Here is a 15,554-nt window from a genome sequence, read left to right on the forward strand (position 1 = left end):
AGGTACCCGTATGTTTCAAACTTTTCGTGGCTCACCCGCCCTTTCTGAATTCCGTATTCAAGGTTTAATGCAAAAATTCCAACAAAATCAATTACCGGTAAAATCGGTTTACGCGGAATATTTGCATTTTGTGGAATTAAATCGACCGCTTGTTAGCGAGCAGGAAGCAAAACTAAAAGCATTGTTACATTACGGTCCAACCTTGGCAGAACATGATGCCAAAGGTGAAACCTTTATCGTGATTCCACGTGTTGGCACGATTTCTTCTTGGTCTTCTAAAGCGACGGACATTGCGCATAACTGTGGTTTAAATGAAGTAGAGCGCATTGAGCGTGGTTTGGCGTATTATTTTGAGTTAAGCCAACCGCTTGATGAAAAAACAACTGAAAAATTGACCGCACTTTTACACGACCGAATGATGGAAACCGTGGTGCGCAATCCGCAAGATGCGGAGATCTTATTCCGCCATCAAGATCCGAAACCGTTTAAAACGGTGGATATTTTAAAAGGCGGACGTGAAGCTTTGGTGACAGCCAACGTAGAATTAGGTTTGGCACTGGCAGAAGATGAAATTGATTATTTGGTGGAAAACTTCACCCAATTAGGGCGAAATCCGCACGATATTGAACTTTATATGTTCGCGCAAGCCAACTCTGAGCACTGTCGCCATAAAATCTTTAATGCGGATTGGATTATTGATGGCAAAAAACAGGATAAATCCCTGTTTAAAATGATTAAAAATACCTTTGAGAAAACCCCTGATTTCGTGCTTTCAGCCTATAAAGATAATGCTGCAGTAATGGAAGGCTCAAAAGTCGGCCGTTTCTTTGCGGATCAAGATGGGCAATATCGCTATCACAATGAAGATGCACATATCTTAATGAAAGTGGAAACCCACAACCACCCAACCGCAATTTCGCCATTCCCAGGGGCAGCAACAGGTTCAGGCGGTGAGATTCGTGATGAAGGTGCAACGGGTCGTGGTGCAAAACCAAAAGCAGGTTTAACCGGTTTCTCTGTATCAAACCTTATCATTCCAAACTTTGAACAGCCTTGGGAAAATCCGCTCTCCAAGCCAAACCGTATTGCATCAGCCTTAGATATTATGATTGAAGGTCCATTAGGTGGCGCTGCATTTAACAATGAATTTGGTCGCCCTGCGTTATTGGGTTATTTCCGTACCTATGAAGAGAAAGTTAATAGCTTCAATGGCGAAGAAGTGCGTGGTTATCATAAACCAATTATGTTAGCGGGTGGTATTGGCAACATTCGTGGCGAACACGTTCAAAAAGGTGAAATTCCAGTCGGTGCGAAATTGATCGTATTAGGTGGCCCAGCAATGAACATCGGCTTAGGCGGTGGCGCAGCGTCTTCGATGGACAGCGGGAAATCAAAAGAAGATCTGGATTTTGCCTCTGTGCAACGTGAAAACCCAGAAATGGAACGCCGTTGCCAAGAGGTGATTGACCGCTGCTGGCAATTAGGTGATGAAAACCCAATTCTCTTTATTCACGATGTGGGCGCAGGTGGTTTGTCTAACGCCATGCCTGAATTAGTACACGATGGCGAACGTGGTGGTAAATTTGATTTACGCTCCATCCTTTGCGATGAAAAAGGCATGTCGCCATTAGAAATTTGGTGTAACGAATCGCAAGAACGTTATGTCTTAGCGGTTGCGCCAGAAAAACTCGAATTATTTACCGCACTTTGTGAACGTGAGCGAGCGCCGTTTGCGGTCATTGGTGAGGCAACGGAAGAGAAACATTTAACCTTGCACGATAGCCATTTCGACAATAACCCAATTGATTTGCCAATGAATGTGTTATTAGGCAAAACCCCGAAAATGACGCGTGAGGTTTCGTCAAAAACTGTCGAAAATCGACCGCTTGCAATGGAAAATATTCAATTAAAAGAAGCCTTCCATCGCGTATTACGTTTACCGGTGGTGGCAGAAAAAACCTTCTTAATCACCATTGGCGACCGTTCGGTAACCGGTATGGTGGCGCGTGATCAAATGGTCGGCCCGTGGCAAATTCCCGTGTCTGATGTGGCCGTCACAACCGCTTCATTAGACAGCTATCACGGCGAAGCCATGGCAATGGGCGAACGTGCACCAGTAGCGTTATTAGACTTTGGTGCATCTGCACGTTTAGCGGTGGCTGAATCCATTACCAACATTGCGGGCACCAACATTGGTGATGTTAAACGCATTAAACTGTCTGCAAACTGGATGTCTGCGGCAGGTCATGGTGGTGAAGATGCCGGCTTATATGAAGCGGTGAAAGCGGTAGGTGAAGAACTTTGCCCGGCATTAGGCATTACCATTCCAGTGGGTAAAGACTCTATGTCGATGAAAACCACTTGGGAAGAAAATGGCGAGAAAAAATCCGTTACCGCTCCGCTTTCTTTAGTGATTTCATCTTTTGCGCGCGTGGAAGATGTACGTAAAACCGTGACACCACAATTACGCACAGACAAAGGCGCTAGCCGCTTATTGTTGATTGATTTAGGAGAAAGAAAAAATCGCTTAGGCGCGACCGCACTTGCGCAAGTGTATAAACAATTAGGTGACAAACCAGCCGATGTGGTGAACGTAGCCAAACTGAAAAACTTCTTCGATGCAATCCAAGCATTAGTAGCAGAACGTAAATTATTGGCTTACCACGACCGTTCAGACGGTGGTTTAATTACCACGCTTGCAGAAATGGCGTTTGCGGGTAACTGTGGCGTGGATGTGGATATTTCTGCCTTAGGTGACAATGACTTAGCCGTGTTATTCAACGAAGAATTAGGTGTGGTGATCCAAGTATCAGAAAGCGAATTAAGCGCTGTGCGTGAGGTATTAAAAGCCCATGACTTGCTTGGCTTAACTTATGAACTTGGTTCTGTAAGCTTAGAAGATCGTTTTGAAATCACGCGCGGTAGCAAAAAATTATTAAGTGAAAAACGCTCTGAATTACGCGGTATTTGGGCAGAGCTTACTCACCAAATGCAACGCTTACGTGATAATCCAGAATGTGCCGACCAAGAATTTGAAGCGAAAAAAGTAACAAATAATAAAGGTTTATCTGCTCACTTAACTTATGATGTGAATGAGGATATTGCTGCACCTTATATCAGCAAAGGTGTGAAACCAAAAGTAGCCGTATTGCGTGAACAAGGCGTAAACAGCCATGTTGAAATGGCAGCCGCGTTTGATCGCGCTGGCTTTGCGGCGATTGATGTTCACATGAGCGATTTAATGGCAGGCCGTTACAACTTAAACGACTTCAACGCGATGGTGGCCTGTGGTGGTTTCTCTTACGGTGATGTATTAGGCGCAGGTGGCGGCTGGGCGAAATCCATTTTATTTAACCCACAATTACGCGATCAATTCAGCCAATTCTTCGCCAATGAAAACACCCTTTCATTAGGTGTATGTAACGGTTGTCAATTTATCTCCACTCTTGCGGAAATCATCCCTGGTGCAGAAAATTGGCCACGTTTCGTGCGTAATAAGTCAGAACGTTTTGAAGCCCGTGCTGCGATGGTGAAAATCAACGACACCAACTCATTGTGGTTTAAAGGCATGGCAGGTTCACATATGCCGATTGCAGTTTCTCATGGCGAAGGTCGCGTAGAATTCAAAACACCTGAGAATTTGACCGCACTTCAAGCGCAAAACTTGATTGTGGCACAATATATCGACAGCCATTTGAATGTAACTGAAACTTACCCTGCTAACCCGAATGGTTCGGCATTGGGGATTACTGCCATTTCTAACGTCGATGGTCGTATTGCCGCGATGATGCCACACCCAGAACGTGTATTCCGTGCCGTGAGCAACTCATGGTATCCAGAAGATTGGTCTGAAGATGGTGCTTGGATGCGAATTTTTAGAAACGCGAGAGTGAATTTTAAATAATGTGAGATTGCTCACAGAAAATTAATTAAAAATAAGAGATACTATTAAATTGGTATCTCTTTTTTATTGCATAACCTGAGTAATAAAAAAATGCCAACAATATTAGAGAGTAATATTGTTAATGTTTATATAAAAATTCTTGGGCATTATGCCCGTAATATCAATTGAACTATATGAGGAGTTCTACATGAGTGCATTAGTTACATTGCTAGCTAATATTGTTGCGCCATTGCAACGTCAATTTATTAACTTTATCCGCATTGCGATTTGTGTTGTGATGGTTTGGATTGGAGGTTTAAAAGTTTGCCAATATGAGGCAGATGGTATCGCACACTTTGTGTCAAATAGTCCTTTCTTAAGTTTCCTTTACAAAAACGGTGCAAATGAAGTGACAAATGATAAGGGTGTTTTAGTGAAAGAATATACCTTATATAAAAATCCTGAAGGCAAAATGGTCGCAAAAAATATCGAATGGCATAAAGCCAACGGCACCTATACCGCTTCTTATATTATTGGTGCAATCATTGTGACAATTGGTATTTTAGTATTAGCGGGAATTTGGTCTCCAACATTAGGTTTATTCGGAGGCTTACTCACGTTTGGTATGTCGATAGTCACGCTGTCGTTCCTGATATTTACGCCAGAAACCTGGGTGCCGAATTTAGGTGGGGACTTCCCAACACCTAATTATGGCTTCCCATATCTCTCAGGTGCTGGCCGACTCGTGATTAAAGATATTATTATGATGGCAGGCGGCTTAGTTGCTGCAGCAGAATGTGCGAAACGCTATTTAGAGAATAAAAAGCAGTTTGCTTAATTATTTTGCATTGAAGTCTTGCTAAAAGGAAATTTACTAAGATAAAACTTAGTGATAAATAAACATCAAGATTATCTATTGTGGTGGTAAATACTAATTTTAGCAATGTATATATAATAAAGCTTAGATAATTTTATTTGAATAATGGGCAGTAACTGAATGGTTATTGCCTTTATTGTAGAGATGTCATTATGTTGAAGTATAAAAATAAACTTCATAAGTATAAAAGTGAAGATGGGATTTTAGATAAAATAATTAAGTATAAAAGCCTTTTAGGTATGCTTTCAGGTTTTTTTATTGCGTCTGGTGCGATATTGGTTTTTATTTATTGTTTTTTTTATATAAATTATATTCCATCTGAGCTAAACATTGGTGATTCATTGAGTTATATATTTATTTCATTAGGCTTTGGCTTAATGTATTTTGTTTTTATATTTTTACATTTGTATTGTGTATTTTGTTTTGTTCATAAGTGGCTATTAGGAGGCCATGAAAAAATCATATATTTTTTTGGTGTTATCACTCTCTGTTTGGTGGTTATTTTTGATTATTTTTTTATTGGGTTTGATTTTAGGTTCGTTTTTTTGATTTTCATGTATATTTTAATTATTCTTCTTGTTTTTTACACTTATATGATAGAGAGATTTAAGAATGGCCCGCTTTATATTTTTTCACTTTTTTTATTGTTATTTTTTCCTCTTTGTATTAACGGTGTTTTAAATTTATTCTTGGATAAGTCTCTATCTAATTTAGGTGTAAAAGTATATGATGCAAGCATAAAATTGTCAGATGAAGAGTTCTTATCTATAAGAAAAATTGCAAATGAGCAAGGTGTAACTTTAAAAACCTCTTGTAATATATTTGATAAAAACAAATTAATTCATGATGTAAATATATTATGGTCTATTGGTAAAGAGTCGTTAATAGAGATATCAGGGGAGAGTAATGAAGGGAATAGAAGAATAAGATTGACTGTAAATAATGATAATATGAAACCTATTAAAATTTCTTCTCCTAGAAAATGTATTTTTAAAGAATTTAGAAATATTAAATATGATGAGTTTAATAAAATTAAAGATTTTATATCTACATATAGACAAGACGAGATAAGTAAAGTAGAATTTTATATTTTTTTAGAGTCTGAGTCTTATAATGGAATGAAAAATAAAAATCTATCTGAAGTTTGGAGTGATTCTATATTGGAAAGTTTACCACTTAATATTCAGAGTGATATATTATCTTTTAAATATTTAGAAAAACTTGAATATGCTCAGTATTGCAGGGAAAATATTTTAGGTTCTTATGAGCTTCAAGATTGTAATAGTATTAATAAAGGAATTATCCTTGAGTTGGAATTAAAAAATAAAGTGCTAAAAAATAATCAGCTAGAGAAAGGTTGGTTTAAATTCGAAAGATTATTCAATTCTATATGGTTTTAGTCTGCATATACTAAATTTTTAGGAATATCTTTTAGTAAAATCACCTCTGTTTTTTACTCTTTTAATAAAAAACGGTCAAAAATCAAAATGAATTTTGACCGCTCTTTTTATTACTTTTACTTACGTATTATTTTTGTTTTTTCAAAAACTCAACGCCAGTATCTGGGAAGTCGGTGAATACACCTGTTGCACCAGATTTGTTCAATAACGCATCGTACATTTGATTTACGTCAGTGAAGAATTCAGGTAACGCATCTTTACGCACAGTGTATGGGTGTAATTCCACTTTGTATTGTGCGAGTTCTTTCACTAATGGGGTGTACACGATGTTACCTGGTTTAGATTTTTCTTTATCCACTAACATGTACCAGCCTGGGCCAACGCCGTCAGCGTATTTTACCACTTCAGCCATTGCACCTGGTTTGAACATCCAATCGTAATCGTAGTTCACCCATTTGCCTTTCGCGTCTTTTTCTTCAGTTTCATGCCAGTCGGTGTATGCTACTAATTGGACAAGTTTTAAATCCATGCCCATTTTTGGTAGCAATTCGTTTTTGATACGTTTTAACTCATTGAAGTCGAAGGTTTGTAAGTAAACCATGTCAGATTTCTTGTCGTAACCGTATTTTTTCAACACTTTAAGGGTTTCAACTGCAATGTCTTTGCCATTTTGGTGGTGGAACCAAGGCGCTTTGATTTCAGGGTAGATACCCACTTTTTTACCAGTCGATTTTTCTAAACCTTGGATGAATTCTAACTCATCTTCAAAAGTATGGATTTTGAAGTGTGATTTCCAAAGTGGGAAACGGCCCGGATATACTGCAACTTGTTTACCGTCTTTAGTTTCAAAGTTTTCAGTCATATTTAAACTTTGAATTTCTTTTAAGGTGAAGTCGATTACATAATAACGACCATCTTTACGATGACGATTTGGGAATTTTTGCGCCACGTCAGTTAAACCATCTAAGAAGTGGTCATGGATAACCACTAAACGACCATCTTTTGTCATCGCTAAGTCTTGTTCTAAGTAGTCTGCATGTTGTGCGAATGCAAGCGCTTTAGACTCAAGTGTATGCTCTGGTAAGTAACCACTTGCACCACGGTGAGCAATGATAATTTTGTCTGATTTCATAGTGTCCACAGAAGAGTGTGCGCTACATCCTGCAAGTACGCCTGCAGCTAATAAAGAAAGCGCTAAAGTTTTGAGTTTCATGGTGTGTTCTCCTTGATTTACTTATTACATCTTGGTTTCATGTCGTAAAAATAGATTTCACTAATTTCACGGTCATATCCTGGATAAAATCCTTTTGGCATCCCTAGCACAATTTGTTTGCCTCGGTTTGCATGGACAAGCAGTTGTTTCGTTTTCGGATTCACATTCAAGCCTTCGACTTCGCCGACATCTCGAATGTCATTCAATGTTTTTTCTAAAACGACGCGAGCTTCATTATTTTTATCTGAAATTTCTACACGATAAATATGATCGGGTTCTTTTTCATCTGCCGTACCATCATCAGATGTGACGTAGAGATCACCGTTGTAGGCATAAACCCCTTGAATCCATTGTGGAACAGGTTGTAAATGCACTTTACGTTTATATTTACCCGTTGAAAGATCGTATTCATATAAATAACGGCCACTTTCCTCACCAACCCAAGATGCCATCCAAACGGAATTATGAACGGTATCTACGGTGATGCCAGAAACTTCGACTTGACCTGACTCAGGATTAAAATCAACTGATCTTTTTAATGCGAGGGTTTCAGGATCGTGAATCGCAATTTGAATATTTTTACCTACGCCGGCATCAAACCATTCAGAGGAAACATAAAGTTCATTGTTGTAGATATCAATGTCGCCAATGTGGTTGGCTTCTTTTTGATAGCCGACAAAAGGATCTTTATTTTCTTTAATCAGTTTTCCATCCATATCGTATTTGGCGAGCGTTTTACTGCCCGATACGTATAAATATTTACCATCAGTGGTAATGCCTTGACGTCCGTTGACTTCGATCACTTTATCTAATTTATACGTATAAGCGGGGAGTGCTGAACGATAGGGCGCTTCACAAGTTTGATTTGCGAATGCTGCATTTGCCATAACTGCCGCGCCTAACATAATGGTTAATTTATTCAATTTCATCACATTATCTCCTTTTAAAGTGCGGTTAAAAATTCAGTTGTTTTTTGTAATAAAAAAGGCGGCAAGCCTTCGCCTGTCGCCTTTAATTTATAGATTATTTACCGTAGGTATCGCCTAATTTCGCTTTGTGTTTACCTTCTTCAACCATTACGATGAAGAGTAATAACACCGCTAAAACACCACCACCGATCATGACGTAGAAACCGCCGTCCCAGCCGTAGTGTTGTGCTGCCCAACCGATAACAGCTGACGCTGATACAGTACCACCTAAGTAACCGAATAAACCGGTGAAACCTGCTGCTGTACCTGCTGCTTTTTTCGGTGCAAGCTCAAGAGCGTGTAAGCCGATTAACATTACAGGACCGTAGATTAAGAAACCGATTAAGGTCATTAAGATGAAGTCAGTTAATTGATATGGGTTTTCATACCAAGCTGAGTAGTTTGCAAGCTCAGCTTCTGGTGTAGCTGGGTTCATCCAGTATGCTACAACTGCTGCTGTAGTTAAGATCATGAAGATGAAACCGGTTAAACCACGTTTACCTTTGAAGACTTTATCTGATACCCAACCACATAATAATGTACCTGGAACTGCTGCTAATTCATAGATTGTGTAAGCCCATGCGGTACCTTTGATGTTGAAGTGTTTTACTTCACTTAAGTAAACCGGAGACCATTTTAATACGCCGTAGCGGATTAAGTATACGAATACGTTAGCAATCGCGATGTACCATAACAATTTGTTTTTCAATACATAAGTTACGAAGATTTCTTTTGTGCTTAAATCGTTTTCGTAAGTTTTTTCGTTATAGTCATCTGGGTAGTCATTACGCCATTTTTCAATTGATGGTAAACCACAAGATTGTGGAGTATCACGCATGACGAAGTAAACTGGAATTGCACAGATCATTGCAGCAATACCCGGATAGTAGAGGGATTGTTGCCAAATATCTTTTGCTTGTGCTTCGACACCATGAGTGCTGAAGAAGACGGCACTTGCTAATAGCACCATTGCACCCGGCATCATACCACCGATGTTGTGCGCGGTATTCCAGATAGATACGATAGTACCGCGTTCTGATTTAGACCACCAGTGTACCATTGTACGACCACATGGAGGCCAACCCATACCTTGGAACCAACCATTTAAGAAGATCATTACCCACATGATGGCAATGCCTGAAGTTGCCCATGGGAATAAACCCATCATGGTCATACAAAGACCAGAAAGCAATAAACCAAATGGTAAGAATACACGAGGGTTCGAACGGTCAGACATACCTGCCATGACGAACTTAGATAAACCATAGGCAAGACCGGCAGCTGAGCCGATAACACCTAATTCCGCTTTTGAGTACAAGCCGGCTTGAATTAAACCAGGTTGTGCCAAGTCAAAGTTTGCACGTACAAAATAGTAAGCGGCATAACCAAAGAAGATCCCTGCAAACACTTGCCAACGTAAGCGTTTATACGTGGAATCAATTTTCTCCGCTGGAAGTTCCGCAATATGCGGAGCGGGTTTAAATGGTCCAAACATAATTTCTCTCCAAAATCATTTTAATTATGAGTCCACCCCCATGGTGGGGATAGCGTGCATGATAAAATAAAAATAGAAATTAAAAAGAGAAATAATTCAAAAATGTGATGCATTTCACAAAATATTTTTTAACAAATGAGCGAATTCGAAAATTGTGTGATCTATCTCACAAAACAGCTTTCTTTTTCGCTCAGAATGTTGTGAATTTAACCGCTCTCCCATACAATAGCCATGGAATTTGTAACAGTTTTTACGTTTCTTTTTATTAATATTTTGGCTTTGGGGGTAACAATGGGATTATCGCCTAATATGTATCGTGATGTGGGTGATTTTTCACCTATCTCGACGGATGTGATTATCATTGGTGGCGGTGCGACAGGTGCGGGGATTGCTCGTGACTGTGCATTGCGTGGAATTAACTGTATTTTATTAGAGCGTCGTGATATTGCGACAGGCGCAACAGGTCGTAACCACGGTTTGTTACATAGTGGTGCGCGTTATGCCGTAAACGATCAAGAATCAGCAGAAGAATGTATTAAAGAAAATAAAATTCTGCGCAATATCGCTCGTCACTGTGTGGATGAAACAGAAGGTTTATTTATCACCTTACCTGAAGATTCCCTTGATTATCAAAAAACCTTCATCGAAAGTTGTACCAAATCCGGTATTGAAGCTGTCGCCATTGATCCTAAACTTGCCCAAATTATGGAACCATCAGTAAACCCTGATTTAGTGGGTGCCGTTGTGGTGCCAGATGGTTCAATCGATCCTTTCCGTTTAACGGCTTCTAACGTGATGGATGCCACCGAAAATGGTGCGAAAATGTTCACTTATTGTGAAGTGAAAAGCTTAATTCGCGAAGGTGGCAAAGTCATCGGTGTGGATGTTTACGATCACAAAAATCGCGTAAATCGTAAATTCTTTGCGCCATTAGTCGTCAATGCCGGTGGTATTTGGGGACAAGGCATCGCAGAATATGCGGATCTCAAAATCAAAATGTTCCCGGCAAAAGGTGCATTACTTGTTATGGGGCACCGTATCAACAAAATGGTGATTAACCGTTGCCGTAAACCTGCGGATGCGGACATTCTTGTGCCAGGGGATACCATTTGTGTTATCGGTACAACCTCTAGCCGTATTCCTTACGATCAAATCGATAACATGGAAGTCACCCCAGAAGAAGTGGATATCTTATTCCGTGAAGGGGAAAAACTTGCACCAAGCTTGCGTCATACTCGTGTATTACGTGCTTATGCCGGTGTGCGTCCGTTAGTCGCGTCTGATGACGATCCATCAGGTCGTAACGTAAGTCGCGGTATCGTGTTGCTTGACCACGCAGAGCGTGATGGCTTAGATGGCTTTATCACTATCACTGGCGGTAAATTAATGACTTATCGCTTAATGGCTGAATGGGCAACGGATCTGGTTTGTAAAAAACTCAACAAAACCGCACGTTGTACGACTGCTGAGCGTCCATTGCCGGGTTCAACCGAAAGCCGCGCAGAAACCAATCAGAAAGTCATTTCACTTCCAAGTACGATTCGTTATTCAGCCGTGTATCGTCATGGTTCACGGGCAACTCGTTTATTAGATAAAGAACGTCTCGATCGTTCAATGGTGTGCGAATGTGAAGCCGTGACAGCGGGTGAAGTCCGTTATGCCGTTGATGAATTAAATGTGAATAACTTAGTGGATTTACGTCGCCGCACTCGTGTGGGTATGGGAACTTGCCAAGCTGAGCTTTGCGCATGCCGTGCGGCGGGCTTAATGAACCGTTTTGAAGTGGCAACACCTCGTCAATCAACCACACAATTAACCTCCTTTATGGAAGAGCGTTGGCGCGGTATTGAGCCTATTGCATGGGGTGAAGCGATTCGTGAAGCAGAATTTACTTCATGGATGTATGGCAGTGTGTTGGGCTTAAATGATGTTCAACCGCTTGAAACGGACAAACAGCAAGGGACGGATAACAATGAATTTTGATGTAGTGATTATTGGTGGCGGCCTTGCAGGTTTAACTTGCGGCATCGCCCTACAAGAACAAGGCAAACGTTGTGTCATTATCAATAACGGCCAAGCGGCGATTGATTTTGCATCTGGCTCATTAGATTTATTAAGCCGTTTACCAAACGGTGCGTTTGTTAAAAATATTCCTGAAAATTTGACCGCACTTGCAGCTCAATTACCACAACACCCTTATAGCATTATGGGTGCTGAACGCGTATTAGCGAAAGCGCAAGATTTCGAAAAGTTAGCGGAATCGTTGAATTTAGATTTAGTTGGCTCAAGTGAAGAAAATCATCTTCGCGTTACCGGTTTAGGGAGTTTACGTGGCGCATGGCTTTCACCAAATAGCGTGCCAACCGTGCAAGGCGAAACCCCATTCCCTTATAAAAAAATTGCGGTTTTAGGCATTGAAGGCTATCACGATTTCCAACCAGAATTATTGGCAGATAACCTTACGCTCAATCCACAATTTGCACATTGTGAAGTAAAAACAGGCTTTTTAAATATTCCAGAATTAGATCAGTTACGTGCAAACTCTCGTGAGTTCCGCAGTGTAAACATTGCTCAAGTTTTAGAATATAAACTGAAATTTGATGATCTTGTGGCTGAAATGAAAGAAGCTGCGAAAGGCACTGAAGCAATTTTCTTACCAGCTTGTTTCGGTTTAGAAAATCAAGAGTTTATGGAGTCACTTCGTAAAGCAACGGGCTTGCCATTATTTGAATTGCCAACTTTACCGCCGTCTTTATTAGGTATGCGTCAACGTATTCAATTACGTCATCGTTTTGAGATATTAGGCGGACTCATGATGAATGGTGATAGCGCATTAAAAGCACATTTTCATGGCAACAAAGTTCGTGCTATTCAAACGCGTTTGCACGAAGAGGAAGAAATCACGGCAGAGCATTTTGTCTTAGCTTCTGGCAGTTTCTTCAGTAAAGGTTTAGTTTCTGAATTCGATAAAATCTACGAACCCGTATTCCATTCTGACATCATCGGTGTGGAAGGTTTTAACGATACGGATCGCTTTACTTGGACTGATCACCGTTTCTCAAATCCACAACCGTACCAATCTGCGGGCGTGGCGATTAATGCGCAATGCCAAGTACAAAAGAGCGGTCAATTTTTAACGAATTTATATGCGGTGGGTAATGTGATTGGTGGTTTCAATGCCCTAGAGCTTGGTTGTGGTTCTGGCGTAGCAGTGGTAACAGCGCTTGCTGTTGCTGATGAAATTCTTCACAACACACATTAAGGAGGCGTTATGAACATTCAACAATTAATTGATAATGCAAAACAATCCCTTAATGCGCCACAACATCATCATGCATTTGATGAAAGCTTTGAGAGCTGCATTAAATGTACGGCGTGTACTGCAGTATGTCCGGTTTCGCGTCAAAATCCAAACTATCCAGGTCCAAAACAATCAGGCCCGGATGGTGAGCGTTTACGCTTAAAATCAGCCGAGCTTTATGATGAAGCATTGAAATACTGTACTAACTGTAAACGTTGTGAAATTGCCTGTCCGTCCGATGTAAAAATTGGTGACATTATCGTTCGCGCAAGAAACAAATACCTTGCTCAACAACACAAGCCAGCAGTGCAAAAATTACGTGATGCGATTTTAAGTAATACCGATATTATGGGTTCACTTAATACACCGCTTGCACCAATTGTGAATACAATTACAGGCTTGAAAGCGACAAAATTTGTGTTGGAAAAAGCGTTAAAAATCAGCCGTCATCGTACGTTACCAAAATATTCTTTTGGTACGTTCCGCAGCTGGTATATGAAAAAAATGTTGGAAAGCCAACAAAAATTCGAACGCAAAGTGGCGTATTATCACGGTTGTTATGTGAACTACAATAATCCACAATTGGGTAAAGAATTTATTCAAGTATTCAATGCCATGGACATTGGTGTTGTGTTATTGGAAAAGGAAAAATGCTGTGGCTTGCCATTGAGCGTGAACCAATTCCCAGAACGCGCGAAAAAAATTGCGCAATTTAACACCGATTATATCGGTAAAATGGTGGATGAAAATGGCTTGGATGTGATCAGCGAAGCATCAAGTTGTGCCTTAAATTTACGTGATGAATATCATCATATTTTAGGTATCGATAATGCGAAAGTTCGTCCGCATATCCACATGGTGACACCATTCTTATATCAACTCTTTAAAGAAGGTAAAACCTTACCGCTTAAACCATTGAAATTGCGAGTGGCTTATCACACCGCATGTCACGTGGATAAAGCAGGTTGGGCACCATACACCTTGGAAGTGTTAAAACAAATTCCAGGTTTAGAAGTGGTGATGCTCCCATCACAATGTTGTGGTATCGCAGGGACATACGGTTTCAAAGAAGAAAACTACGAGGTTTCCCAATCTATCGGTAAAAACTTATTCGATAACATCAATGCTGGCGGATTTGATTACGTGATCTCTGAATGCCAAACTTGTAAATGGCAGATCGATATGTCATCTAACGTGACTTGTATCCATCCATTGACGTTATTGTGTATGTCGATGAATCAAGCTTAGTGAAAAGAGCGGAAACTGATAAAAAAGTGACCGCTCTTTTTGTTATTCAATCCAATATGGAGAATTAATTATGCAAAAAATCTTCAAGGTTTCCTTACTTGCTGTGCTTTCATCCCTTGCGGTCAACAGCTTTGCCAGCACGGCAGAAGTGAAAGTGCTTGAGCCTCAATTAAATTACCAACAACTTCTTACTCAAAGACAGGTTGTGGATGAGTTGCTTGAACAAGCAGTGAAAATCCAAAACTCGCCGGCTCGTATGTCAAATGCAGGTTTTACGGCGAAACTTCCTTCTAATATGGAGCGTATTGCGGATCTTTTATTGGAAGCGTATAAGCTTGAGCCTTATCGTGTGGATTTTTTGTTTGGCGCAGCGAATGCCAATATTTATAACGGTAATACAGATAAAGCCATTGAGCTTTACCAAAAAGTGCTTGATGTGGCGCCAGATGATGTGAAAGCCCACACTTACTTGGCGGCATGGAATCGTTTTAAAGGCAATCAAGCGGAAGCGACAAAACATTTAGAACGCTTAAAACAACTTTCACCTGAAAGTGCAAGCAAATTAGAAAAAGTCTTTGCTGTTATTGATAAAGCGGCTAGTCAGCCAATTACTGATAAACTTGAAACCAAGTTACCAGAGCAATCGGCGATTATTACATTGGGTTACGCTTTAAATCCAGATGGCAGCATGCATGATATTTTGGTGCAACGCTTAGAAAAAACCTTGGAAATCGCGAATCAAAATCCAGATGCGTTAATTATTGTGACGGGCGGTGTGCCACAAAACAATAAAACAGAAGGTGATTTGATGAAACAATGGTTAATTGAGAAAGGCGTTGATGCAAGCCGTATTTATTCGGATAACTATGCACGTTCAACCGTCGAAAATGCGCTTTTCTCTCGTTACTCTTTAGCAAAACACAAAATCAAACATGCTGTGTTGATTAGCTCGGGTAGTCATGTTCGTCGTGGACAAGCGTTATTTGAAATTGCGACGCAAGAATCCGGTCCACAAGGCCTTGTGATTGAAACGGTCGCCGCATTAGATAAACCGTTAGATCAGTTACAAAAAATTACGGAGAAAGACTTGCTGGGTATTTATCGTGACAGCTTAAAAACCATGGGGTTGCCAATGTTTAATAGCGGTCCATTACAAGATTAATTAATCT

General features: G+C 40.2%; 10 protein-coding genes. 7 read left to right on the forward strand and 3 right to left on the reverse strand.

The genetic code is table 11. From position 1 onward, the window contains the following. Positions 1-10 precede the first annotated feature (10 nt). The 3 genes from purL (at position 11) to INP93_RS03385 (ending at position 6,160) form a co-directional block, all read left to right on the forward strand. Entirely contained in the window at positions 11-3,904 is a 3,894-nt protein-coding gene (gene purL / locus INP93_RS03375; RefSeq protein ID WP_197545140.1) for a phosphoribosylformylglycinamidine synthase, read from the forward strand. A 187-nt stretch (positions 3,905-4,091) separates the two neighbouring features. Beyond that, entirely contained in the window at positions 4,092-4,721 is a 630-nt protein-coding gene (locus INP93_RS03380) for a YkgB family protein (protein WP_005697450.1), read from the forward strand. Positions 4,722-4,912: 191 nt separating this feature from the next. Continuing rightward, the gene (locus INP93_RS03385; protein ID WP_197545141.1) at positions 4,913-6,160 is read left to right on the forward strand and encodes a hypothetical protein; all 1,248 of its coding nucleotides are present in this window, start codon (positions 4,913-4,915) and stop codon (positions 6,158-6,160) included. A gap of 127 nt (positions 6,161-6,287) precedes the next feature. Here INP93_RS03385 and glpQ read toward each other — a convergent pair whose 3' ends face one another. From glpQ to glpT, 3 genes are all read right to left on the reverse strand, one after another. Beyond that, on the reverse strand, positions 6,288-7,373 hold the full coding sequence (gene glpQ / locus INP93_RS03390; RefSeq protein ID WP_049371947.1) for a glycerophosphodiester phosphodiesterase: 1,086 nt from the start codon (positions 7,371-7,373) through the stop codon (positions 6,288-6,290). Positions 7,374-7,390: 17 nt separating this feature from the next. Further along, positions 7,391-8,302: a hypothetical protein gene (locus INP93_RS03395; protein WP_049365712.1), complete on the reverse strand. Its 912-nt coding sequence runs from the start codon at positions 8,300-8,302 to the stop codon at positions 7,391-7,393. Positions 8,303-8,396: 94 nt separating this feature from the next. Continuing rightward, positions 8,397-9,836 (reverse strand): glycerol-3-phosphate transporter, encoded by a 1,440-nt coding sequence (gene glpT, locus INP93_RS03400; protein ID WP_049365713.1) that lies wholly within the window; start codon positions 9,834-9,836, stop codon positions 8,397-8,399. 291 nt (positions 9,837-10,127) lie between these two features. Between glpT and glpA the strand changes: the two genes are divergently transcribed. The 4 genes from glpA to INP93_RS03420 all read left to right on the forward strand — a co-directional run bounded on the left by glpA (position 10,128) and on the right by INP93_RS03420 (position 15,547). Continuing rightward, positions 10,128-11,819, forward strand: coding sequence for an anaerobic glycerol-3-phosphate dehydrogenase subunit A (gene glpA / locus INP93_RS03405; RefSeq protein WP_032803913.1), 1,692 nt, complete (start codon positions 10,128-10,130; stop codon positions 11,817-11,819). After that, entirely contained in the window at positions 11,809-13,098 is a 1,290-nt protein-coding gene (gene glpB, locus INP93_RS03410; RefSeq protein WP_197545142.1) for a glycerol-3-phosphate dehydrogenase subunit GlpB, read from the forward strand. The genes glpA and glpB overlap by 11 nt, the downstream gene beginning before the upstream one ends. A gap of 9 nt (positions 13,099-13,107) precedes the next feature. Next, on the forward strand, positions 13,108-14,385 hold the full coding sequence (gene glpC / locus INP93_RS03415; protein WP_049385118.1) for an anaerobic glycerol-3-phosphate dehydrogenase subunit GlpC: 1,278 nt from the start codon (positions 13,108-13,110) through the stop codon (positions 14,383-14,385). 70 nt (positions 14,386-14,455) lie between these two features. Next, the gene (locus INP93_RS03420) at positions 14,456-15,547 is read left to right on the forward strand and encodes an ElyC/SanA/YdcF family protein (RefSeq protein WP_197545143.1); all 1,092 of its coding nucleotides are present in this window, start codon (positions 14,456-14,458) and stop codon (positions 15,545-15,547) included. Positions 15,548-15,554 lie beyond the last annotated feature (7 nt).

The organism is Haemophilus parainfluenzae, from assembly GCF_014931415.1.
Taxonomy (GTDB): domain Bacteria; phylum Pseudomonadota; class Gammaproteobacteria; order Enterobacterales; family Pasteurellaceae; genus Haemophilus_D; species Haemophilus_D parainfluenzae_AF.

Coding starts and splice junctions, on each gene's coding strand:
- purL (WP_197545140.1), top strand. CDS start 11: ATGTTTCAAACTTTTCGTGGCTCACCCGCCCTTTCTGAATTCCGTATT.
- INP93_RS03380 (WP_005697450.1), top strand. CDS start 4,092: ATGAGTGCATTAGTTACATTGCTAGCTAATATTGTTGCGCCATTGCAA.
- INP93_RS03385 (WP_197545141.1), top strand. CDS start 4,913: ATGTTGAAGTATAAAAATAAACTTCATAAGTATAAAAGTGAAGATGGG.
- glpQ (WP_049371947.1), bottom strand. CDS start 7,373: ATGAAACTCAAAACTTTAGCGCTTTCTTTATTAGCTGCAGGCGTACTT.
- INP93_RS03395 (WP_049365712.1), bottom strand. CDS start 8,302: ATGAAATTGAATAAATTAACCATTATGTTAGGCGCGGCAGTTATGGCA.
- glpT (WP_049365713.1), bottom strand. CDS start 9,836: ATGTTTGGACCATTTAAACCCGCTCCGCATATTGCGGAACTTCCAGCG.
- glpA (WP_032803913.1), top strand. CDS start 10,128: ATGGGATTATCGCCTAATATGTATCGTGATGTGGGTGATTTTTCACCT.
- glpB (WP_197545142.1), top strand. CDS start 11,809: ATGAATTTTGATGTAGTGATTATTGGTGGCGGCCTTGCAGGTTTAACT.
- glpC (WP_049385118.1), top strand. CDS start 13,108: ATGAACATTCAACAATTAATTGATAATGCAAAACAATCCCTTAATGCG.
- INP93_RS03420 (WP_197545143.1), top strand. CDS start 14,456: ATGCAAAAAATCTTCAAGGTTTCCTTACTTGCTGTGCTTTCATCCCTT.